Source organism: Vibrio sp. HM8-C (assembly GCF_058630515.1).
In genome coordinates, this window is record NZ_JBMMKS010000012.1 from 23,044 (window position 1) to 46,239 (window position 23,196).

General features: G+C 43.6%; 20 protein-coding genes. 8 read left to right on the forward strand and 12 right to left on the reverse strand.

Annotation, left to right across the window (positions count from 1 at the left end):
* Positions 1-64: 64 nt before the first annotated feature.
* Both ACOSVQ_RS14095 and argA read right to left on the reverse strand, forming a co-directional pair.
* Positions 65-244 carry a hypothetical protein gene (locus ACOSVQ_RS14095; protein WP_081878637.1) on the reverse strand — a complete coding sequence of 60 codons (180 nt, stop codon included), beginning with the start codon at positions 242-244 and terminating at the stop codon, positions 65-67.
* 257 nt (positions 245-501) lie between these two features.
* Positions 502-1,839, reverse strand: a complete 1,338-nt coding sequence (argA, locus tag ACOSVQ_RS14100; RefSeq protein ID WP_491983167.1) for an amino-acid N-acetyltransferase — start codon at positions 1,837-1,839, stop codon at positions 502-504.
* Between the two features lie 155 nt (positions 1,840-1,994).
* Here argA and ACOSVQ_RS14105 point away from each other — a divergent pair, with 155 nt between their 5' ends.
* The 4 genes from ACOSVQ_RS14105 (at position 1,995) to csdE (ending at position 4,991) form a co-directional block, all read left to right on the forward strand.
* A complete protein-coding gene (locus tag ACOSVQ_RS14105; protein WP_491983168.1) occupies positions 1,995-2,447 on the forward strand; it encodes a DUF2850 domain-containing protein in 453 nt (150 codons plus the stop codon).
* Positions 2,448-2,522: 75 nt separating this feature from the next.
* A complete protein-coding gene (gene mltA / locus ACOSVQ_RS14110; protein ID WP_491983169.1) occupies positions 2,523-3,626 on the forward strand; it encodes a murein transglycosylase A in 1,104 nt (367 codons plus the stop codon).
* Positions 3,627-3,735: 109 nt separating this feature from the next.
* Positions 3,736-4,545, forward strand: a complete 810-nt coding sequence (gene tcdA / locus ACOSVQ_RS14115; protein ID WP_491983170.1) for a tRNA cyclic N6-threonylcarbamoyladenosine(37) synthase TcdA — start codon at positions 3,736-3,738, stop codon at positions 4,543-4,545.
* Between the two features lie 17 nt (positions 4,546-4,562).
* Complete coding sequence (csdE, locus tag ACOSVQ_RS14120; RefSeq protein WP_491983171.1) at positions 4,563-4,991, forward strand: cysteine desulfurase sulfur acceptor subunit CsdE; 429 nt, start codon at positions 4,563-4,565, stop codon at positions 4,989-4,991.
* Between the two features lie 237 nt (positions 4,992-5,228).
* On the opposite strand, the gene csdA is transcribed toward csdE, so the two are convergent.
* The 4 genes from csdA to ACOSVQ_RS14140 all read right to left on the reverse strand — a co-directional run bounded on the left by csdA (position 5,229) and on the right by ACOSVQ_RS14140 (position 8,872).
* Complete coding sequence (gene csdA, locus ACOSVQ_RS14125) at positions 5,229-6,440, reverse strand: cysteine desulfurase CsdA (RefSeq protein ID WP_491983172.1); 1,212 nt, start codon at positions 6,438-6,440, stop codon at positions 5,229-5,231.
* Positions 6,441-7,040 (reverse strand): DJ-1 family glyoxalase III, encoded by a 600-nt coding sequence (locus tag ACOSVQ_RS14130; protein WP_491983173.1) that lies wholly within the window; start codon positions 7,038-7,040, stop codon positions 6,441-6,443. It abuts the gene before it with no gap.
* On the reverse strand, positions 7,033-7,944 hold the full coding sequence (gene panE, locus ACOSVQ_RS14135) for a 2-dehydropantoate 2-reductase (protein ID WP_491983174.1): 912 nt from the start codon (positions 7,942-7,944) through the stop codon (positions 7,033-7,035). Before panE ends, ACOSVQ_RS14130 begins: the two co-directional genes overlap by 8 nt.
* 115 nt (positions 7,945-8,059) lie before the next feature.
* A complete protein-coding gene (locus ACOSVQ_RS14140; protein WP_491983175.1) occupies positions 8,060-8,872 on the reverse strand; it encodes a nucleoside-specific channel-forming Tsx family protein in 813 nt (270 codons plus the stop codon).
* A 612-nt stretch (positions 8,873-9,484) separates the two neighbouring features.
* Between ACOSVQ_RS14140 and ACOSVQ_RS14145 the strand changes: the two genes are divergently transcribed.
* Positions 9,485-10,906, forward strand: coding sequence for an MDR family MFS transporter (locus ACOSVQ_RS14145; protein ID WP_491983176.1), 1,422 nt, complete (start codon positions 9,485-9,487; stop codon positions 10,904-10,906).
* A gap of 195 nt (positions 10,907-11,101) precedes the next feature.
* Here the strand turns inward: ACOSVQ_RS14145 and pyk are convergent, their stop codons facing one another.
* Both pyk and ACOSVQ_RS14155 read right to left on the reverse strand, forming a co-directional pair.
* A complete protein-coding gene (gene pyk, locus ACOSVQ_RS14150; RefSeq protein ID WP_491983177.1) occupies positions 11,102-12,565 on the reverse strand; it encodes a pyruvate kinase in 1,464 nt (487 codons plus the stop codon).
* Between the two features lie 83 nt (positions 12,566-12,648).
* On the reverse strand, positions 12,649-14,028 hold the full coding sequence (locus ACOSVQ_RS14155) for an MFS transporter (protein WP_491983178.1): 1,380 nt from the start codon (positions 14,026-14,028) through the stop codon (positions 12,649-12,651).
* 313 nt (positions 14,029-14,341) lie between these two features.
* On the opposite strand from ACOSVQ_RS14155, the gene ACOSVQ_RS14160 reads away from it, so the two are divergent.
* The 3 genes from ACOSVQ_RS14160 to ACOSVQ_RS14170 are packed head-to-tail and all read left to right on the forward strand — an operon-like array spanning position 14,342 to position 19,210.
* Positions 14,342-15,610: an ABC transporter substrate-binding protein gene (locus ACOSVQ_RS14160; protein ID WP_491983274.1), complete on the forward strand. Its 1,269-nt coding sequence runs from the start codon at positions 14,342-14,344 to the stop codon at positions 15,608-15,610.
* Positions 15,607-17,952: an ATP-binding protein gene (locus ACOSVQ_RS14165; protein ID WP_491983179.1), complete on the forward strand. Its 2,346-nt coding sequence runs from the start codon at positions 15,607-15,609 to the stop codon at positions 17,950-17,952. The genes ACOSVQ_RS14160 and ACOSVQ_RS14165 overlap by 4 nt, the downstream gene beginning before the upstream one ends.
* Positions 17,945-19,210, forward strand: coding sequence for a sigma-54-dependent transcriptional regulator (locus tag ACOSVQ_RS14170; RefSeq protein WP_491983180.1), 1,266 nt, complete (start codon positions 17,945-17,947; stop codon positions 19,208-19,210). The genes ACOSVQ_RS14165 and ACOSVQ_RS14170 overlap by 8 nt, the downstream gene beginning before the upstream one ends.
* 75 nt (positions 19,211-19,285) lie before the next feature.
* Here the strand turns inward: ACOSVQ_RS14170 and ACOSVQ_RS14175 are convergent, their stop codons facing one another.
* From ACOSVQ_RS14175 to ACOSVQ_RS14190, 4 genes are read right to left on the reverse strand one after another with little or no spacing between them, the layout of a single operon-like run.
* Positions 19,286-20,671: an AmpG family muropeptide MFS transporter gene (locus tag ACOSVQ_RS14175; protein ID WP_491983181.1), complete on the reverse strand. Its 1,386-nt coding sequence runs from the start codon at positions 20,669-20,671 to the stop codon at positions 19,286-19,288.
* Between the two features lie 51 nt (positions 20,672-20,722).
* A complete protein-coding gene (locus tag ACOSVQ_RS14180) occupies positions 20,723-21,271 on the reverse strand; it encodes a peptidylprolyl isomerase (protein WP_491983275.1) in 549 nt (182 codons plus the stop codon).
* Between the two features lie 10 nt (positions 21,272-21,281).
* A complete protein-coding gene (locus ACOSVQ_RS14185) occupies positions 21,282-21,857 on the reverse strand; it encodes a YajG family lipoprotein (protein ID WP_491983182.1) in 576 nt (191 codons plus the stop codon).
* A 38-nt stretch (positions 21,858-21,895) separates the two neighbouring features.
* Positions 21,896-23,026, reverse strand: a complete 1,131-nt coding sequence (locus ACOSVQ_RS14190; RefSeq protein WP_491983276.1) for a methyltransferase — start codon at positions 23,024-23,026, stop codon at positions 21,896-21,898.
* Positions 23,027-23,196 lie beyond the last annotated feature (170 nt).

Consider the following 23,196-nt stretch of genomic DNA (forward strand, 5'->3'; position numbering starts at 1 on the left):
TAAAGAATTGGGGGGAGAGATTCAAGCAACCTTCCTTGGCTGCCTAGCAAATTAACAAAAGGTGTTAGCAAACAGCTTTTGAAAAAGTGATATTGCGAATCTTATATCGTGTTTGTGAGCCTAAGATAAAGCTTTTTAGGTAGTCACTGACGGGAAACACGCAATGTACATCTAGACCCTCTAGGAAGTTATGATCTGCCATATCCCAGAAGCTTTGTAGCGAATTACAAATTACGGTTTTCATATAATATAGTTTGCTCTTCAATAAAGTTATTTATCGTTGAAGCAATCCGTGCTCTTCCTAAGTTAAGCCCTTAGGTAGAATTCCAACTCAATCCAATAAGGTGATCTGTGTCACGAGTGGCGAGATTTTACACAGCTCTGTGCGGTATGAAAAGTGATTAATTAATGAACGACTAAAATACAAATTAATATACTAACTATTCAATCAATAGCAGATATAAATATTGCACCTGCCACTGATTGATTATGTTTATGTGATTAAAGCTTAAGAATGAGGATTTTTGAACGACGTTGATAGTTATAAAGCTGACGTTTTGACATCGGCAGTGAATCAACACCAAACTCTATGAACCCTTGCTCTCTGAACCAGTGCAAGCTATGCGTAGTTAATACAAATAATTTGTTTATATTCATCATCTTAGTTTGTTGCTTCATATGACGAAGCAAGAGCGCACCACGGTCACTGTCGCGGTATTCTGTATGAATCGCCACACACGCCATTTCTGCCATATCATCTTCTGGATATGGGTAAAGTGCAGCACAACCAATGATCAAACCATCTTTCTCAATGATGGTGAACTTATGGATCTCTTGTTCTAGTTGCTCACGAGAACGACGCACTAAAATTCCTTGCTCTTCTAGCGGGCGAATCAAATCAAAGATGCCACCGATGTCATCAATTTGTGCTTGGCGCAGTTGTTCAGTACTCGCTTTTACGATTTGCGTACCGATACCATCAAAAGAGAATAACTCTTGGATTAAAGCACCGTCTTCTTTATAGCTGACTAAATGGCTGCGAGGTACTCCCGCACGGCAAGCCGCGACCGCTGCTCTTAAAAAGCGTAGCGTTCCTGCTTTTTCATCGCCGTTTGTCTCCACTTCAGCTTCCATTTTCTCAATCAGATTATTGACTTCAGTTGGGTAGAGTTCAGCAATTGAATTACCTTTGCTGTCCATGATGCCTTGTTCAGAGCAGAAACCAATCAGCTTCTCTGCTTTGAGGCGAATTGCTACCTGTGTAGCCACTTCTTCAGAAAGCAGGTTGAAACATTCGCCAGTTACCGAGCTTGCGATTGGACCCAACAGTACAATCGAACCTTGGTCGAGCATGCGGTTAATACCATCGATATCGATACGACGGATCTTACCGCTGTGGCAATAATCAACACCATCATCTATACCTAGTGGTTGAGAGATCACGAAATTTCCGCTGACCACGTTGAGCTGTGTACCAGCCATTGGGGTATTGTTTAAGCTCATAGATAGACGAGCGGTTATTGCATGTTGAAGCTGCCCTGCCGCTTGCATAACCAAACCCAAAGCTTCTTCATCTGTGATTCGAATGCCTTTGTGGTAAGGAGTTGTGCGGTTATTTGTCTCTAAAATCTGATTTATCTGTGGGCGCGCGCCGTGAACGAGCACTACTTTGACACCAAGACTATGAAGTAGGGCTAGGTCACTAATAATATTCGCGAAATTTTTGTCGGCAATCGCTTCGCCGCCCACCATAACAACCATGGTTTTTCCACGGTGAGCGTTAACATACGGAGCTGACTGTCTAAAGCCTTTAACAAGAGCGGTACTACGAATTTTCACTGATGGCACTCTTTATATTTATGGTTGTTTAAATATGTTTGAATAATGACTTTTTATTCAAGTGTGAGCAAGTGGTTTTTAGTAGGTTATCGCTACTATTTTTGCAATGCTGTATTGGCAGCGTTAGCTTAAATGAGTTCTAAGTAAGAGATACGATGCCTAAAGCAGCAAACTCAAATCGAGACCAAATGTTTAATAATTCACAATCAGACCCTTCAAATAATGGTAGTCGTGTGAAAAGTCGTAAACGATTGGAACTCTTCCTAATCTTAGTCGTTATTTTAGGAAGCATTGTGGCGGCCATTCTTTACGGTAATGTGATTGATCGAGTAAAAAGCACGCTTTCACCGAAACAAGAGATTTACGGCATTTGGGTGGAGCAAGATGTGGCTTACTATTCTACCCGACAGTTGGAAATTGGCCCTGAAGGTATTGTGATGGAAGGACGTGTGTACACGACGCGTTACAATTTTGATGGTCGCTACTTAACGTTTAAAGTGGCTGGCGAAGATTATAAATTTCAAATGACAAACCCTGAAAATACGGAAATGAAGCAGGTGACTGGTGGTCACTACAAGCCTATTTTCCGAATGTCAGAAAAAAACTAATTTAACAATTTCGCAATTGCGCTTCCGTAGTTAGTTTGTCATCCTTTCGGTCGAATTTTATATGGGACGCATTCTGTGAAAAAACGCCTTCTTTCTCTTGCCAGTTTGGCGCTGCTGTTTGGTTGTGCTCAACCGACCGATAGAGCACAACAATACCTAGATGAACCTTTCGCCAAAACTCTAAATAAAGTCGATGTGGTGGATTCCAATAAACCGCGTGACTTTACTGAGTTTGCTAAACAAAGTGAGCAAGTGGTGGTGAACTCGCCTTCAATGGCGAAAACCTACGCTCCTCTATATCAGAAGCTCAATGAGTGGGTAATGGAAAGTGGTGATACTACTCAACTCTCTCAATACGGCATTCAGTCTGCTCAGTTAGGTGGCGGAGATGGAAAGGGCAACGTCTTATTCACGGGGTACTTTTCACCTGTGATTGAACTGCGCCACACGCCTGATGAAACCTTTAAATATCCTGTTCACAAAATGCCTATCTGTGAAGTTGAATGTCCTACACGCGCTCAAATCTACGATGGTGCTTTAGATGGACAAGGCTTAGAACTGGGATACGCAGAAAACCGAATTGATCCTTTTATTATGGAAGTGCAGGGCAGTGGATTTGTGCATTTCGGTGACGATGATACGTTAGAGTACTTTGCGTATGCTGGTAAGAATAATAAAGCTTACGTGAGTATTGGTAAGGTGCTTATCGAGCGTGGTTTAGTTGAGCGTGAAAAAATGTCGCTCAAAGCCATCAATGAGTGGGCACACTCGAATGATGAAGCGACGGTGAAAGAGCTGTTAGAGCAGAATCCTTCGTATGTCTTTTTCCAGCCAAGAGCGGCTGCACCAGTGACAGGCACGGCAGGTATTCCTTTGTTGCCAATGGCTTCAGTGGCGGGAGATCGCACTTTGTTCCCAATGGGCACTCCAATTTTAGCTGAAGTTCCGCTACTTAATGCTGACGGAACTTGGTCTGGCGCTCATCAGCTACGCTTACTAATAGTGTTGGATACTGGTGGTGCAGTTAAGCAGAATCACCTTGATCTCTACCATGGTATGGGACCGCGTGCAGGCACAGAGGCAGGGCATTACAAACACTTCGGAAGAGTTTGGAAACTTGGGCTAGAAGATTCACCACTGCAAGCGCCTTGGGCATTGCCGCCAGAAAAATTGGAATAGTGACAAAACCCAATTTGATAGCGGATCAGTGAACATCTGGACATTTATAATAAGAGTGCGTATAAAACGCACTCTTTGTTTTTGAACCCTCTTTATTTGGATTGTTGTCATGCGTGAACTCGATACTCCAGCCTCAGATAGCTATAACCAACGTTTCGGTGGTACTCGCCGACTGTATGGAAATAGCGAAGTTGATATCCTACGTGCAGCACACGTATGTGTTATTGGCATCGGTGGTGTGGGTTCATGGGCTGTTGAAGCACTGGCGAGAACGGGTATTGGTGAGCTGACGTTAATTGATATGGATGACGTTTGTGTGACCAACATAAACCGCCAAATTCATGCAATGTCTGGAACCGTTGGCCAAAGCAAAATTGAAGTGATGGCTGAGCGTGTCAAATTGATCAACCCTGAGAGCAAGGTGAACTTGATTGATGATTTCATCACGCCTGACAATCAGCATGAGTATCTGACCAAAGAGTATGACTACGTGTTGGATGCTATTGATAGTGTTAAGGCTAAGGCATCTTTGCTTGCTTATTGCCGTAGCAACAAGATCAAAGTGATTACGATTGGTGGCGCTGGTGGTCAAACTGACCCTACGCAAATCAAAGTGGCTGATCTGACCAAAACCATTCAAGATCCACTGGCGAAGAAGATCAAAGATCGTCTGCGTCAGCACCATAATTTCCCGACGAATCCAGCGCGTAAGTTTGGTATCGACTGTGTATTCTCTACCGAGCATCTAAAATATCCACAAGCGGATGGTTCAGTCTGTGCAACCAAATCAACGGCAGAAGGCCCTAAACGTATGGATTGTGCGTCTGGTTTTGGTGCTGCTACTGTTGTTACTGCAACATTCGGTTTTGTAGCCGTTGCGCGCATCGTAGAGAAAATCATCCAGAAACACAGCAAGTAATCACTGGGGTATTATTCATGACTGCTTTTCCGACTTCACCTTTCGGCACTGAAATTACCAGCGATGATATTGTGCAGACGATGCAACAGTTTAAAGGCTGGGAAGACCGTTACCGTCAGGTGATTCAGTGGGGTAAGAAGCTACCTGTGATGCCAGAAGAACTGAAAAGCGAACAAGTAACGGTTTCCGGTTGTGAAAGCTTAGTCTGGTTGGTTAGCCAACAGGAAGAGGGGATTTGGCATTTCTGCGCTGATTCTGATGCCCGTATTGTGCGTGGTTTGATTACGTTAGTGATGGCGGCTTTTGACGGCAAAACTTCACAGCAGATTCAGGATTTCGATGTCGATGGATATTTCGAACAGCTCGGACTTATCACTCATTTGAGCCCTTCGCGTGGAAATGGGTTGAAAGCTATCATCGATAAAGTAAAAGAGAGCGCTGTTTAGGTTTCATTTATTGATAGCCACTGTCGTGGCTATGTGACTTTTTTCTACAGGCAAAAAAGTCACCAAAAAGCCCGTTTGCCGATATTCCTCTCTTTCATCCAATTTCCACTCTGTTTCGAGCTACCGTATTGAAGGCCACTCCGTCAACACTTTGCCAGACGTCCTGTCTGGCAATAGCTGAACATAGTTCCAATTGAATGGAGGAATAAGGCAAAGAAACAGCTAAAAGCGGCGGGCTTACAGTATGTCGACAGCTTTTTCGATGGCGGTAATTAAACGTTCGACATCTTCTTCAGTGTTATAGATGCCAAACGAAATTCGCACTGTCCCTTTTACACCAAACGCTTCCATTAAAGGGTGAGCACAATGGTGTCCTGCGCGAACCGCAATACCCTGCTGGTCAAGCAAAGTCGCTAAGTCCTGATGATGAACACCATCCATTACAATACTTAAAACACAGGCATTGCTTTGGTAGCCCAATACGCGAATGTCTTCGATAGCACTCAGTGCCTGATAAGTTTTGTGTTGCAGTTTGTGGATATGCTGTTCGACAGCCTTTCTGTCTAAGTTTTCGTACCAGTCAATCGCGCAGCTCAAAGCTATCGCTCCAGCTACATTTGGTGTTCCCGCTTCAAACTTACCGGGTAAACCAGAGAAAGTAGTGCCTGAGAACGATACTTTTTCTACCATCTTTCCGCCGCCGTGCCACGGTGGCATTGCTTCAAGCAGTTCTAATTTTCCATAAAGAACACCAATACCCGCAGGGGCATAAAGTTTGTGACCAGAGAAAACATAGAAATCCGCATCTAACTCAGTGACATTCACTTTTTCATGCACGATACCTTGAGCGCCATCGACCACAACAACGGCATTTTTGCTGTGAGCGGCTTGGATAACCTCTTCAATCGGTTGGCGACATCCAGTCACATTGGTGATGTGTGCCAGTGCAACGATTTTAGTGTTAGATGTCAGTAACTGATGGAAAGCCGCTAAATCGAATTCACCATTTTGCGTCATTGGCACTTTGACAATCGTTGCTCCGGTTTGCTCAGCGACGATTTGCCAGGGCACGATGTTGGCGTGGTGTTCCATCTCGCTAATCAGGATTTCATCGCCGACGTTGAGCGTATTTCTTGCGTAGGTTTGAGCGATAAGATTGAGCGCTTCAGTCGCGCCGCGCGTCCAGATAATGCTTTTACTGCTCTGAGCGCCAATAAAGCGCGCGATGTTGTCTCTTGCTGCTTCAAATTGGCTGGTGGCGTGCGCGGTTAAGCTGTGGCTTCCACGATGCACGTTGGCATTTTGTGCGCTGTAGTATCGAGTTATCGCATCAATAACCACTTGAGGTTTTTGAGTGGTTGCTGCGCTATCGAGATACACCAAAGGTTCATTATTGACGTTCTGAGACAGGGCTGGGAATTGTGCTCGAATACTGTTGATGTCCAGCATTTACGCCTCACCGTATTTTTCATAGTTCAGTTGAGGAACCGGAACCATAGGTAGTGCAATTTCACGAGCTAACGCTTTTCCAGAAAGTAGAGCAATAATTTCAATAGAAAACTCTAAAGCCGAGCCAGGCCCTTGGCTGGTGAGCAGATTGTTGTTCACATCGTAAGTTACGCGGCGGTTACGCCATAAATCTTCGGGAATATGGTCTTTGAAGTTTGGGTGACCTGTCATCAATGCGCCCGGGAATAGATTGTGATGAATCAAAACCACAGCAGGTGCTGCGCAGATAGCGGCAACCAAGCGGCCGTCATATTTTTGTTGCTTGATGATTTCAATCAAGAGAGTGCTGTCACGGAAGTTCTCTGAACCTTGGACACCACCCGGTAGAACAACGGCATCAAACTCTTCATCTGCGATATCAACCAACTTGCAATCGGCTGTTAAGGTAACACCACGAGATGCTTTCATGGTTAAGTTGCCTTCAAAATCTGCGCTCGCAACCACTACCTGATAGCCAGCACGTACCAGAATATCAATGATGGTTACTGCTTCCATTTCCTCCGAACCCGGAGCGATTGGAACGAGTATGCGTTTAGTCATGATGTTTTCCGTTTTGTTCTAATAATTTGATTTGATTGTACAGCTCAATATTGGCAGGCACTTCTATGCCATGCTTCTGAGCCTTACGTACAAGGTAGCCTGTAATAAAGTCTATCTCTGTTTGGCGATGATAGAAAATATCTTGATGCATCGAAGATTTATTGGCTGCGGTTGCTTTGATCACATTGTCGATAGTGGTGATTAACTGAATGCGCTCAACGGGAATTTGCTCTGCATTCATCACAGCTATTAATTCATCAACGACGGCATTCAACGTTGGACGAAATTGATCTTCAGCTAATGCTCCGTTGAGGCATTGATGAATGGCTGTAAGTGGATTGATAGCGCAGTTAATCGCTAATTTGTTCCACAGAGCGTGTTGTATGTTTGGATTCCAACTTACTGAAGGTAAAGCATGGTTGAACACATCAACCAGAAAGGTACATTGCTCGCCTTTATTATTTGGTTTACCAGAGAAATTGAATGCGCCCAGTTGAGTTTGCCCAACTCCCGTATGTTTTACATGATGGGCATCGACTTTAAGTGCGCCGTGGGTTGTTGTTGCTATAACGGTTGGGTATTGGTCAATCATGGCTGCAATGTTCTCAACCGCGCCCATACCATTGTGCATAAAAACCAAAATCGCATCTTGGTTTATATACGCAAGCAGAGGTTGAATCGCCTTTTCTACTTGCCACGCTTTTACTGTGATGAGTAGAAGATCTGCATTTATAAGAGCTTGTTGCTGATTGTAGTCAAACAGAGTTTCAGGAAATTCATCGAGAGCCAGTTTCCACTGCTGAGGCTGTTGTGTTCCCCATAAGGATACATTATGCCCAGCTTGCTGAAGTTTGCATGCCCACAGGCTGCCAACGGCTCCTGGACCAACAATGACGATATTCATCTTTTACCTTAAACCACAGTCAAATAATCTTTGGGGCTAAGGATAATGCGCAGGGATGGGAAAGCAATAAAAAAGGCGCCAATGGGCGCCTTTCGAGCAATTTAGACTTCAAATATTAGAATTTGTAAGTTGCTGAGATGTAGTGACCTACGCCAGAAGATTGTGCTTTCAGAGTAGAGTCCCATAGAACACCTTCTCCATCAGCAAAACCGTATACATCGTTGTAAAGTTTCATGCCGTAACCTAAAGCAAAACGGTCATTGTGCCAGTAAATACCGTTAAACATTGCACCGCCTTCGTTAGCAGTTGAGTACTCATCTTTCATGCCAAATTGGTAATCAATGTAACCTTGGTAAGAGATGAATGAACCGTTCTCGAAGAAGAAGAATGGTTTGAACCAGTTAACTGCAAAATGGTAACCGTTCCAGTCTTTGTCATTCCCTTGGTAAGTACCATATAGGTTCATACCTACTTTACCTAACCATGGAACCAGTACATCAGAACCTAGACCGATTTTCTGATTGTTTACACCATTGCTACCGCCATCCCACTCGATTAGAGATGCTACGTAAAGCTCTTGAACTGGACCGAAAGAAAGATCTTTACCAGTTAACGCATCTAGAGACATACGAGGAGCAAATTTCATGAAAATCTTGTCAGATCCAGATTTATCGCTACCTGAATCAGTTGTTAAGTTAAATACGTCAACATAACCATAAAGATCAAAAATTCCTGAACGACCGCCGAATTCCATCTCTAGGTAATCGTGGCTTGATTCTGTGACGCCTTTTTCGTTAAAAGCACCCATTAGGTTGAATTGCAGCCACTTGTAATCATTTTTGTGGATGTCGCCATCAGTGTAATCAGCAGCCATAACAGGAGCAGAAGTTGCTGCTAATAGACCAAGAGTAAGAAGTGATTTACGCATAAGGGTAACTCTCTATGTTTTGTATCAATTCAGGAACGGTTCGATTACCGCCTGTTCAATTTGGATGAATAATAGCGATTTAAATCCCAATTGAAAGTGAGAAGAGTTGCAAAAATGAATAAATAGTGTGAGTTGGATCTAATTAATTTAAATTAAAAATTAACTATTTTTAAATTTCATTTTGTTGCAAATTTAATGTGATTTCGATCGTTATTTATTTGCAAAAATTAGATTTTGAAGCAGATCGATTAACCAACAGCTATGGTTCATAAAATTGAGTAAGGAGGTGAGGGAGAGGTATTTGTCTAAATTATCATTAGTATACAACTGGTTTTTTAAGTCTTGTTTTATATGGCTTGTGAGGTTTTATCTCGGTAGCTCAACTAGTTTTTTACTTGAAGTGGATCGACAAATTTAATCGTTATCTAATAATTTAACCTTGTTCATTAAATAATTAACTTGGCAAGTAGTTTGTTTTTGAAATGATAATTTAATCTTTTTCGTACAAAGGGTTATATCAAATAAGGAATATTAAGTTACTGATTGTTTGAAGAGTAATAAAACGCCATTTCAGTGTATGATAACGGCACTTTTTCTGATTTAAGGGATACCATGGCGGAGCCGATAGATAAGAAAACCTTTCTTACCATCTTCACCACAGTCTTTTTACCTATGTTTTTGGCGTCTATCGACCAGACCCTTTTAGCTACAGCAACTCCTGTCATGGTTCGAGATTTAGGTAATATTCAACTTTCGTCATGGATCGCTATTGGTTACATGTTGGCAGGCGCTGCCTCTGTGCCTGTTTATGGTTGGCTTGGCGATCAGTATGGCCGTAAAAAAATGCTGATGATTGCACTAAGCATTTTCGCCGTTGGTTCTGTCGTTTGCGCATTAGCAGGAAGCATGCATGGATTAGTGCTTGGGCGAATCGTACAAGGACTAGGAAGTGGTGGCTTGATGAGTTTATCTCAAGCGCTGATCAGCGAATATGTCCCTCCAAGACAGAGAGCCAAGTTTCAAGGCTACTTTGCTTCTTTGTTTGCTCTATCTAGCATTTGTGGCCCAGTACTTGGTGGCGTTGTAGTGACTTACTTAACTTGGCATTGGCTGTTTTGGTTCAATTTACCGCTGATAGCGTTTGCTCTTTATCGTCTAGCAAAACTGGATCAAGTCAGCCGCAAAGCAGAGAAGAAGCCGATAGATTTCTTAGGTCTTATTCTGTTTCCAAGCATGATGACTGCGATTATTTATTGGTTGTCTGCTGGTGGACATTACTTCCCGTGGAGTTCTTCAACCAGTCTGACCTTGTTGGGGGCTTTCGTTATTTTGCTCGTAGTGTTTGTGGTGCAGCAGAAAAGAGTCTCTCATTCATTTCTTCCTTTGCGCCTGTTAATACAAAAAGAAATCTATATACCACTTACATCCACCTTCCTGTTTGCGGCATGTTTATTTTCACTGGTGTTCTTCCTACCGATTTATCTTCAAGTGGGCTTAAACACATCAGCTGCAACGGCGGGGCTACTGCTCATGCCTTTATCGGCGGGGATGATAAGCGGCTCTTATATTACTGGTAAGGTGATCGCGAAAACGGCTGTACCGAAATGGCTACCGGTTGTGGGGATGTCGTTAAGTAGTGTGGCGTTTTATTCGTTAGCCATGCTTGATCTCGGACCTTATGCAGTCAGTGCTTTTGGCTGCTTGTGTGGATTAGGATTTGGTACTGTAATGCCGTCAACTCAGTTGCAAATTCAAACGATTGCAGGAAAAGAGAATTTAGGTCGTATTACTTCGATGGGGTCATTAAGTCGCTCTGTTGGCGCATCTGTTGGAACGGCGGTTTTTGGTACTTTGATCTATTCACTGATTCCGAATTTCAGTGCAGAAGGCTCGCTAAGTGAGCTGCTCAATACTCCCCAACCTGTCATCTTTAATGCGTTTAAGACTGGCTTCTTATTAGCTGGAACGCTTGCGCTTATCTGTGCGATAAACGCAGCTCGAGCACCTCGCATCCATTTAGATGACTATGCTTAATATCTGTAGGCGCACATAATCACGAGTAATCCAGACAAAAAAGGGCCTGCTATCAAGCAGGCCAAATAACCCTGTGGAGCAAGGTGAGGGTTAGGTCTCGGGGGAGAACCTATCGGGTTGAACTAAAGCGCGTGTCGATCTAAAGCGCAGGTCGAACAAAAGCGCAGGTCGCTCTATAGAAGCTAGGCCCTACACTTAGGCTGCTAATTCTTCATTGGTATTAAGGTGCAGCAAACGGCAAACATTGACGCTGCCCACACCTTCAACCGATTCCAACTGTGTGACCAACAGCGATGAAATCTGCTTCTCAATGGCTTGTGTCGATAGATGATCAACTAACTGCTTGGCAAGTATCTCTGCATTTTTCTCAATGTTTGCCATGTAAACAGGCGTCACACCACGCAAGATAGCTAACTTACTCAAAAGTTCAGGCTTATCCGAGACCGCCCAGATGGTGGCTTGGCTTTGACATCTCGACATCAGCAATGGTGTTTCGCCGTGCTGAGTGATAATGGCGACACCAAGATCTTTATGTACTTTGGATGCAGATATCATAGAAGAAAGCGCGAAACTCTTACCTGCATCGTTACATAGGTGGTGTAGCTTATCCCAACAATCTTGAGCGCATGTACTTTGCTCTTCAGCACCAGTGGCAATTCTTACCATAGCTTCAACAGCTTCAACCGGATACAACCCTGCCGCTGATTCTGCTGACAACATAATTGCGTCTGTACCATCGATGACTGCGTTTGCCACATCAAGCACTTCAGCGCGGGTCGGCAGTGGGTTTTCAATCATCGACTCCATCATTTGAGTTGCCGTAATCACCGGTTTCCCCAAATGTTTCGCGCGTGTGATTAGCGCTTTTTGCACGTTTGGCAGTCGAGCATCACCAATTTCAACGCCCAAATCGCCGCGAGCCACCATAATCACATCCGACGCATGAATGATGTCGTCCATTGCTTCCACACTGCTCACTACCTCTGCACGTTCAACCTTGGCGACGATATGAGCGTGACAACCTGCTTTGATTGCTAACTCGCGAGCATAGTCAATATCGGCTCCATTTCTTGGGAACGAAATCGCTAAGAAATCGGCTTTGAGTTTGGCAGCGGTGAGAATGTCTTGTTTATCTTTATCTGTCAGCGCCGGAGCTGAAAGTCCGCCACCAAGTAAATTGATCCCTTTACGGTTAGAGAGTTTGCCGTTGTTGATCACTTGAGTGATAACAAGCTCATCTTGTTTGTTCACTTCAAGCACTTTTAACTGAACACGACCATCGTCCAGTAGCAGGATGTCACCAGAGTCGAGATCTTGAATCATCTGAGGGTAGTCCAAGCCAACACGTTCTTGGTTGCCAGAATTCGTTTCTAGTTGGCCATCCAGAATGAAGGTGTCACCAGCTTTGAGTTGAATGCTGCCTTGCTCGAAACAAGCAATACGGATTTTAGGACCTTGCAGATCGACCAGCACACCAACGGTTGTATTGAGTTCTTGAGCGATGGTGCGAACAAGTTCTGCCCGCTCTATATGTTCTTCAGCACTGCCATGGGAAAAATTAAGGCGGACAACGTTAACTCCCGCGCGGATAAGTTGGGTTAGTTTTTCTCTTGTTTGGCTTGCAGGGCCAAGAGTGGCGACAATTTTGGTCTTACACATAAAAAATTCCTATAACAACGCTACATAAGATGGGAAAAAAGAAGGGAGAAAGGAGCTGAAAACAGCTCCTTTTTTAGTAGCGATTAAACGCTTGGTGTTGCTTGGTATTTTTTGGTTTCAGCTTCGTCAATATCGACGACTTTCTTCGCATTCCACACAGTCAGTGCTAGTAACACAGAAACCACACCTGCTGCTAACCAGAAGTATTGTGCATTACCGAAGTCATAGTGTTTCACACCGTCCACTTCTGTAATTGTGATTAGCGATGCTGAAATCAGTTCTTGTGCAGAAGCAGCAATGTAAGAACACAGACCAATCAGACCTTTTACCGCACCAACCGCGTTTTTCGGCATCAAGTCGCATGCGATTAGACCCGCTAAGAAAACAACCAGACCACCGATAGAGAAACCAATCATACTCAGTGCAACAGCATCCATGATGCGGTTATCAGGGCCGAAGAACATCAGGCACATACCAGCGATGTTGGCGATTCCGTACAGTAGGTTAGGAATGTTACGGTTACCTTTAAACACTTTGTCAGAAAGGATGCCCGAAAGGATTGCACCAGCCAGACCCGCAGTTGGGTACATAGACATTGCAAAACCAGCGTCGATCAATGAGTAGCCTTTCGATTCTTGTAGAAACAGTACCGCCCAAGAGGACATTGCATAACGTGAGATGTACATAGCTGCACATGACGCTGCAATTAGCCATACAACAGGTTGTTTTAGGATGAACATCTGTGCACGACGAGTCTCTTTTGGATCTGACGCTTTCTTAATTTCAGTACCTTCGTCAAACGCAGTACCTGGATCTGGCATACCGTAAGTTTGTGGACGGTCTTTCAGCAGTTTAAGCATGATTAGAGAAGCGACAATTGCTGCAATACCTGCACCAACGAAACCTGCACGCCAGCCGAAGTAGCTCACGAGTGAAGCGGTTAAGATCCACGTGATACCTTCACCGATGTTACGAGAACCACCCCAAATCGAGTAGCGGCTACCACGCTGTTTTGGTGAGAACCATTGGTATAGCGATACACATGAAGGTGCAGAGCCCACAGATTGGAACCAGCCGTTCAAGCCCCAAAGTAGGACAAAGAAGAAGGCTGTGGTGTTCATACCCATGAAGATTGCGGTAGCACCCGATAGCAACAATGAAATCGACATGAATCGACCGATGTTGGCGTAATCAGATAAGAAACCGTTGAGGAATTTACCGAATGCATAAGTAAAGAAGAATGCCGAACCCATGATACCGAGTTCTTCAATCGATACTATGCCCGCATCAAGCATTGGTTTTTTCACCACACCAAGGCTCATACGTACTACATAAAAAACAGCATAACCAAAAATTAGGCCTGAGAAGACCTGCCACTGATAACTCTTGTAGAGTTTTTGCATCTTATCTTTTGGAAGTTCCAAGAGTGGTGCGTCAGGGCGAGTTTTAAAAAAATTGAACATAAAAGTGCTCTCCGTTATTCACGACATCCAGACAGGGGGTGTTCGTTGGGAGCATCATTAAGCAAAGAAAAAAAAGCCTCAAAAGTCGCAATTTGGGGCAAAAGTGACACAACTGAGTCATGAGTGCGGGTCAAAAATGGGAAATTGAAGCGCGGCAATTGGCTATTTATTGATAAAATTCAAATCAAGTTGCGTCATTGTTGACCCAACCTTCGATGAAAGTATTTTTGACCAAATGGCAGAGATTTGAGTGAACGCACAATTTTTAAGGTTTTTGACTTATTCAACTCACAGACTTCCGACTATCAATCGAATGCTGATGATTGCCTTTGTCCTTATTTCAGCGCCTTTTGCCTATTCGCAAGATAAGGAACTGGTGATCCTGACTACGTTTTCTCGTGAGCCTCTGTTGCCTTTGATTGACGAGTTTTCGAAACAGTACCAAGACGTTGATGTGCAAGTGGTGCACCGCAGAGCGCAATCTAGTGTTCAGATGTTGAGTAAAAGCTATATTCAAAACATCGATATTGTACTGAGCTCTTCTCCTTATTTGATGCAGCATCTCGCTGAAAATGGACGCTTAACGACTTTGCCAGAGCGCTTTCAGGCTCCTGAATGGTTGCGTCCTTATATGCTTCCGCCAGCAGGGCAAGTGGTTACGATTGGATATTCTGGAGCCGGTATTGTTTGGAACCGAGACTATTTGCAAACTCATCAGCTTCCAAAACCCAAGCAGTTTTCTGATCTGATTTCTCCTGTCTATTTTGGTCATTTGACCATGAGTACCCCGGCGCGATCAGGAACAACACAATTGATGGTGGAAAGTCTTTTAGCCAAATATGGTTGGCAGGATGGTTGGCGCTTACTCACCAATATTGGAGCCAATTTGGCGACCATCTCTTCACGCAGTTTCGGTGTCAGTGATTATGTCGCGAAAGGGCAGTTTGGTATTGGGCCGACGATTGATAGCTACGCCTTGATACTCGAGCGCAAATTTGACCATGTAGAATTTGCTTACGATGAGAGTTTTACTCTTATGCCGACCTACGTAGCTTTGGTTAATCAAGAGCATAATGATATTTACGCTAAAGCGTTTGTCGATCTACTGATGTCTAAAGCAGTTCAAACGAACATGGATGCTAATGACTTTGCTAAACATGGACTAAGCGACAAATCACTGTTCAATGATCGATTCACTCGTTTATCTGCCGCAACTTTGATTCAACGTGAAGAGTGTATGAATTTGTTGTTTGATTTGATGATCTCAAAGCGTCTACCTGCGTTGAAAGATACTTGGTTATCGCTGATTAATGCGCGTAAGCAATATAACGATAATCCAGCTGTACTTAGTCAAATTGAGCAGATTGAGCAGCTCGTCTTTTCTGTTCCAGTAAGCGAAAGTGAGTTGGATAAGGTAGTAAATCAAATATCACCGTTGGCGGATGCCAGTGATGAATCTCAACAAGCCGCCAAAACGATGCTCCTGACGGAACTGAGTCACTCTTGGAAGAAGCAAATTGATGCCAATTTGCAACAGGCAAACGACAGACTCAAGTCGCTTACAAGAGTGACTACGCCATGAGTCTATCCAAATATCACACCATAGGTTCCAAATTGTTACTGGCTTTTGGTTGCAGCACCTTGTTGGTGACGGTAGTCAGTTTAGTCAGTTGGTTTACATGGAGCCGACTGGACGATCAGGTTATTGAGGTCTTGGATCAGAGTGTTCCTAAATATAACGCCAGTTATGTGTTGGAAAGTCGTAGTTCTGAAATCCGCCGCAGGATTTCACAGATAGGTAATGCGACCAGTAAAGTCACGTTAGATGACCAAATCACAAAGCTGAATAACGACTTGATGATTATGGATAAGGTGCTGAATTCTTTAGAAGAGAATGATGCACAGATGAAGCTACACAATGGCTATTTGAAGCTGAAAGAGCTCAGTGAGCAATACAGTTCTCTTGTTTCTCAACGAATTGATGTGACACGCCAAATTGAAATGCTTGGAGAGCAGCTACAGTGGCTCTATCAGGATATGGAGATGGAGCTAGTTCCGCTTCGTCAGGAAATGCAGTGGCAGCTTGAGCGTAAAAACTATGCCGAGCGAACCGAAGCTCTGTTTAAGAAAATTAACCAGATCCAATCGCTAATCGACAGTGGCAGCCAGATGTATAACTTTGCCCGAGAGCTGATGAGTGCAACACATCAAATTCAAGTCGATAACGGAATGAAGGTACTTCAATACCGTTTGGAAGAACTGCAAAGCAACAGTGAGCCTATTTTTCAGCTTCCGGCTTCTATTGCTTATCAACAGCTATTAGGCGAATGGAATGAACTGTTGGCTATGAATGGCCCTTATCATCAGAATTTGAGCTTGATGGTGGAATTGCACCAAGGGCTTGATGAACTAAGTGGTCGAATACAAGAGCAACTCAATCACCAGCATTCAGATATCGCAACGCTAGTGGCGAATGCCGATGAACTGTTTGTCAAGACTCAAAAAGAGACCACTCAGCTTATTCAACACGGCCACCGAGTGTTGTTAGCCTGTTTTGGATTGTCGATTTCGATGAGCCTATTGCTGACTTACTACTTCGTTAATCGCCGAATTGTCGCGCGTCTAACCAATTTGAGTAACAGCTTAGATGCGATCATTAATAACGATCTGAGTCATCCGATTGAAGTCGATGGAAAAGATGAGATAGGCAACCTTTGCGCTCAGTTGATCCAATATGGGCAAAAAGTGGAAGAGATGGAGCGAACCAACGCTTTAAGTCTTATCAATAACACTCAAGCGAGTTTGATCACCTGTAATCTTCAAGGTGAGATTGAATCGGCAAACCCAAGTGCTCAGGCAAGTTTGCAGTTAGAGTCTGGCAAGGTGAAGAAGACCTTGTGGCGATGTTTTCCTGATGATGTTCAACCAAGACTTCAAGCTGTGTTTGATCCTAAAGGAAAGTTGATTAAAAACGGCGCTGACAGTGTGACACTCTCGATTGGTTGTGTTGCAAAGCCGCATTATTTAAGGCTGTATCTGCGCAAATTTAACCAAGGCTTAAACGACAAAATTATTGTCACGATTACAGATGTAACCGATCAGGAACATGCGAACCGTGTGCTTGAAGAGCGTGTAAGAGAAAAAACACAGTCGCTTTTAGAGAATAATGAACAGCTGCAAGCAGAGATCGAAGAGCGTCAGAGAGCCGAAGCGTATTTGAAGAAAACGCAGAATGATCTTATTCAGGCGGCCAAGATGGCGGTGGTAGGTCAAACCATGACAAGTTTGGCTCATGAGTTAAATCAACCGCTTAGTGCGATGTCGACTTATCTTTATACCGCTAGACTTGCGTTGGAACAGGCTGAAACAACGCAAATAAATCAATCGCTGACTCAGATTGAAGGGCTGACTGAACGTATGGGCAAAATCGTGAATAGCTTGCGTAATTTTGCACGTAAAAGTAGTAGTGATGAGCCTTTGAAGTCACTCAGTCTCAACTCTGTGGTTGAGCAAGCTCTGCTGTTGGTACAAACCAAAGCAAAGCGACAGCAAGTGGCTTTGCATAATGAACTTTCAGATACTCTTTCTGTAATCGGTGAAACCCTGAGTCTTGAGCAGATACTGATCAATCTGTTGGTTAATGCTTGTGATGCAGCAAGCGGAAATCAGAAAAAGTCGGTGTCTCTGGAACTGCTTTCTACTGACGACAAAGTGCATCGAATTGCGATCACCGATAGTGGATCTGGATTTGAACACAGTGTGGTTGGAAAACTCTTCACCCCATTTACAACGACAAAAGAAGTGGGACTAGGATTAGGGCTGAACATTTGTCAGTCGCTGATTGAAAGAATGAATGGTCAAATCTACCTTGCCTCGAACCTAGAGAAAGGTGCGATGGTTGTTTTGGAGCTGCCTCATGACTAAAAGTACGGTGTTACTGATCGATGACGATCAAGATGTACTGGATTCCTATACTCATCTAATGTCGATAGCTGGAATTACCTCGAAAGCGTTGTTAAATCCAGAAATGGCGCTAAGTATGATCACTCCAGACTGGAATGGCGTAGTGGTTTTGGACATGTATATGCCGCAAATGCATGGCATGGATGTATTAAAGGTGATCAAATCGATAGATGAGCGCATTCCAGTTATTGTGATCACCGGACATGGCGACATCCCTATGGCGGTGGAAGCGGTTAAGCTTGGTGCTTGTGACTTCTTAGAAAAGCCGATTAATCCACCTCAACTGCTTGGTTTGATAAAACAGCACATCGATCAGCGTCGTTACTTCATTGAACAGAAGCTCTCTTTGGCTCGTAGTGTGAAGAAAGAGTTAGTGGGTAAGTCGGCGCAGATAGAACGTATTCGTTCACACATAGCACAATATGCGATGCTCAATAACCATGTTGTGATTTGTGGTGAGTCAGGCGTGGGGCGGCACACTATCGCTTATCTGATTCATCAATTGTCGTGTGCTAGCAAAGAAACACCAATATCTGAACTGGCTTTTAGTCACAAAACGTCGCTCGAAACACTCGATTTAAAGCTAAAAGAGAGTGCGGGTGGTTGCTTACTTTTGGACAATATTGAGCAAATGAGCGATGAAATGCAGCGCCATTTGATTCAGGTGTTGCTAAACCAAGAACGGCTAAATATTCCACGCACGCGTATTATTGCTATTTTGGGAGCGGAATCAGAGCAACTGATTGCTAACAACCACCTTCTTCCTGAGCTTTATTATCTATTGAATCAAGGGGTAATAGACGTTCCATTACTCAAACAGCGTCCTGATGATATTGCCGCATTGTTCCATTACTTTTTAAAGCAGAGCTGCAATAAGCTTGGTAAAACTTTACCTGCGGTGGAGTCCAGTTACTTATCTCTACTTCGAGCTCACGACTGGCCGGGCAATGTCCGTGAACTGCGCAACGTGGCTGAGTTATATGCCATCGGTATTGTTAAATTGACCGGGAAAGACCGGATTTATAATCAGGTTGAGATGACTTCACCGCTCGATGAGCTGGTGGATGATTTTGAAAAGCAGATCATTGAAGACGCTCTTTTCTTGTACTCAGGGCGAGTGGCGGAAGCGGCAAATTATCTGCAAGTACCGCGAAAGAAGCTTTATCTGAGAATGAAAAAGCACGGAATCGAAAAAGACGAATATAAGTCTCGTGGCTAACAGGTCAAAGAAATGAAAAGAGGGAACCATGGGTTCCCTCTTTGTCTATTCGATGTCTATTGATTCGATCGTTGGTTATTCAACGACCTTCTCTTCGACTAGCTCTTCTTTGTGATCTTTGGCTTTGTTCAATAAGTCAGTGAAGTAATGGCGCAGCGTGTAAAGCATGATCAAACTTGGGATCACCATTAACGCGGTCAACACAAAGAACAATGACCAGTTATTTAAGTAGTCAGCCAGCTCGCCACTGAAAGAAGCCAATGTTGTGCGACCGAAGTTGCCTAGCGAAGCAAGCAGAGCATACTGGGTTGCCGAAAACGCTTGGCCTGTCATCACAGTTAAGAAGGACACAAAGGCAACGGTTGAGAACGCTGTAGTGAAGTTATCAACAATAATAGTGGCCAAGAATAGATGCTCATTTGGACCCACTTGAGCAATCCAAGAGAACATCAAGTTGCTGGCTGACATCGCAACACCGCCAATCATCAAACCACGCACAATACCAAAACGTACGTTGACCATACTGCCGATTAAAGTAAACAGCATGGTAATGCCCCAACCAATCAGTTTTGAGTAATAGCCAATCTGTTCGTTGCTGAAACCAATCTCTTTATAAAACGCGATGGACATCCTTCCGAGGAAAGCTTCACCAATCTTAAATAGAAACACGAACAACAGTAGCGTGATCGCGACGGAAGTGCCGTTACGACGGAAGAAATCTATAAATGGTTCAAGTACGGTTACACTCAACCAAGCCAAGATTTTTGAGTTCACCACTTTATTGTGTCGTTGCTCTGCTTGTTTCTGCAGAGCTTCACGGTTGGTGTTGGGTTCGCCAACCAGAAGAGTAAACAGAATTAGAACACCAACAATGGCGGCCATTCCGTAATAGACTCCATTCCATCCCATTGAATCAGCATTGATAAATGCCAGATAGCCGGGAACCGAATAACCTGTCCACCAACCAATTACGGCCATGGCAGAAGCCTGTGGCAGTTTGTTGGATTCAGTTTTCGGGAAAGTATCAATACGGAACGCATCGACCGCAATATCTTGAGTGGCAGATGCGATGGCAATACCAAGTGCCAGCATTGAGGTTAGCATTAGGTTGGTCGCAGGGTTAACGCCTGCAATTAACAAGGTGCAAATTAAAATCAGAATCTGGCAAAGCAATATCCAGCTTCGACGTTGCCCAAGCATAGAATGCAGAATAGGTAAACGAATACGGTCAACGGCAGGAGCCCATAAAAAGTTAATCGCATAGACAGCAAACACACTGCCAAAGTAGCCAATAGCTGTGCGAGTTAAGCCTGCATCTTTGAGCCAACCTGACATGTTCGAGCCAATCAAAACCCAAGGGAAACCGCTGGAGCATCCGAGCATCAATACCCAAAGCAAGCGTCTGTCGAAATAGCTGCGGATAGTTTCAATCCAAGTAAATGATTGGTTTTCTTGTTGCATTGACATTTCCTTGTCGGAAAAAGAGCTCCGAATAAATCGGAGCTTTAGGTGTTATTTAATCAGTGTGGCGTTGGTGATGATGATTGGTGTCACCGGAACATCTTTCATATAGCCAATTGACTGAGTAGGTTGCTGAGCCATTTTTTGAATGACTTCGAAACCTTTAGTGACTTGACCAAATACAGCGTAGCCTGGTGGGCGTTGACCGTAGTTCAGAAAGTCATTATCAACGAGGTTGATGTAGAACTGACGTGTTGCAGAGTTTGGATCGTTCGTTCGAGCCATTGCAATAGTTGCAGTGTCGTTGCCTAGACCGTTGCTCGCTTCATTTTGAATCGGTGCATAGGTACTGACTTGTTTCATATCAGTATCAAAACCGCCACCTTGCGCCATAAAGCCTGGAATGATGCGGTGGAAGATAGTGCCAACATAGCTGCCGTCTTCAACATAACGAATGAAGTTAGCAACACTGATTGGAGCTTTATCTTCATTAAGCTCAATAGTGAACGTGCCTAATGTTGTTTCCACTTCAACCTGCGGACCCGCCCATACGTGACTGCTCGCTGCGATAGCAAGAGCAGCTAATGATGTTTTCACCATGGAAAGAGTCTTAACCATGGAAACGCTCCTTCATGTAGTTTTGAAGCTCTGTGTCCGCTGAAATTTCTTTTAATACAAGATTTACAACGTCATTCAGAACTTGCTCAATATCTTCATTAGATGCACTTAGTGCGCCAGTGCGTTTTGCCGTACCAGTATAGCTCTTCACTAACTTACCTTTCGGTGACTCTGCTGTCAGTTGTAGCAGAACCTTACCATTCATCTCGTTTTCCATGATGGAGTGAGTGACGGTCACTAGCGCTTCTTGGATCTCAAGTGTAAGAGTATTTTCGCTGTTCACTGTGATAGTGAAACCTTGAGAATCAAACTGGCTTGATAGCGCATTTTCCAAAGCAATACGCACGTTTTGTCTCGCATGAACTGGTTCAATATTGTTGCGGCCGCTATCGACTAAAGCAACATATTGCGCAGAACGAACGTCTTTACTCACTAAAGTGAATTTGCTGTTAGTAACAATATCGCTGTTACTTAAAACCGCTGTTGGAGTAAAGCTTACCTGCTGTTGTTGTGGAGCAGAGCAAGCGGCCAATAAAGCAATAGAAGCTGCGAGAACCAATTTTTTCATGGTTAATCCTTTCGTTGTTTTGGCATGCTTGAACATGCTTATGACTTAGTAGCTTGTAAGATAACAAATTTATTGTTGCTAGCGACAGTCTTTACTTGTGTGTGACTGAATAGGCGAGCTAGCTTTATATCGTATCCGAGGTGGCGATTGCCGATAACCAATAATTTGCCCCCTTTTTTAAGAACTTGCTTTGAATCACAGAACATTTGCCATGCGATATGGTCTGTGATCGTTTGTTGTTGATGGAAAGGGGGATTACATACGATAAACGAAGCACTGTTACTTTCAAATTCATCTAAGCAATTGTTTGCTACACATCTTATCTCGGGTTGTGTCTGCAAATTTTGCTTCAAATTTCGCTTGGCAGATTCCACTGCCATAAAGCTCTCATCAACGCAGGTAATGGTGGCATTCGGGTTTAATCGAGCCAGTTTTGCTGACAAAACTCCATTGCCACAACCTAAGTCGATAAAATCTTGTAAATCATCACTAGGTAAATGTTCTAGCAATAATCGAGCGCCTTGGTCTAAGCTTTCTCCAGAATAGACGTTCGGCAGGTTTACCAAGGTCATCTGTTCGTTTTCAACTTCCCATTTCACTTCTTCATCAGTGCTTGGTACTGGAGTGCAATTAGCGAAGGAGAACACCAAACGGTGCTTTTTCCATGCCAACGATGTTTTCGTTTCACCTAAATTTTTTTCAAACAATTGCAGTGTTGAAGAATGTATTTCTTTCGCTTTGTTGACTGAAATAATAGGGCACTTTTCGTCTACTGATTGACGAAGTTTACTTAGAATCCACACAAGATGACGATTGTTTCTAGGGATTTGCATTAATACCAAATCAATATCGCTAGGTATCTCATCCATAGTGTTGAGAAGTGTCACGCCACTGCAAGAGTTGCGTTTTAAATTTTCAATCGTTGCTTTGTGGGCAATATATGAGTCGCTCATCATGAACACTTGGTGCTGGGTAGAAAGCCAGCAACTGAGCGCGCCGAACGAATCATTTAAAATTAAAATGCGTTTTGATGAGGCCAGAGCTAACTCTTCAACATGAGTGATCAAGTATTCATCGCCTGCATCCCAAGCTTGTAGCAGCTCGTTGCTGCGAAGTGGAAAACGATGAAGTGTTAGTGTACGTTCGAATAGCGAAAGCTCAGTTTTCATATTTGGAGTAATTGATAGTTTTAAAGACACTATTATTGTCTCAAATGCTCGTTGATCAAGAAACCAAAACCTTAGGCTTCTTTGTTGTTTGCTGAATCAGCGGTTTGTGTTTGTCAAAGCTAAGCCTGCCAAAGTAAACTGTTTGTTAGTTTTGTAATATCAGTGTGTGC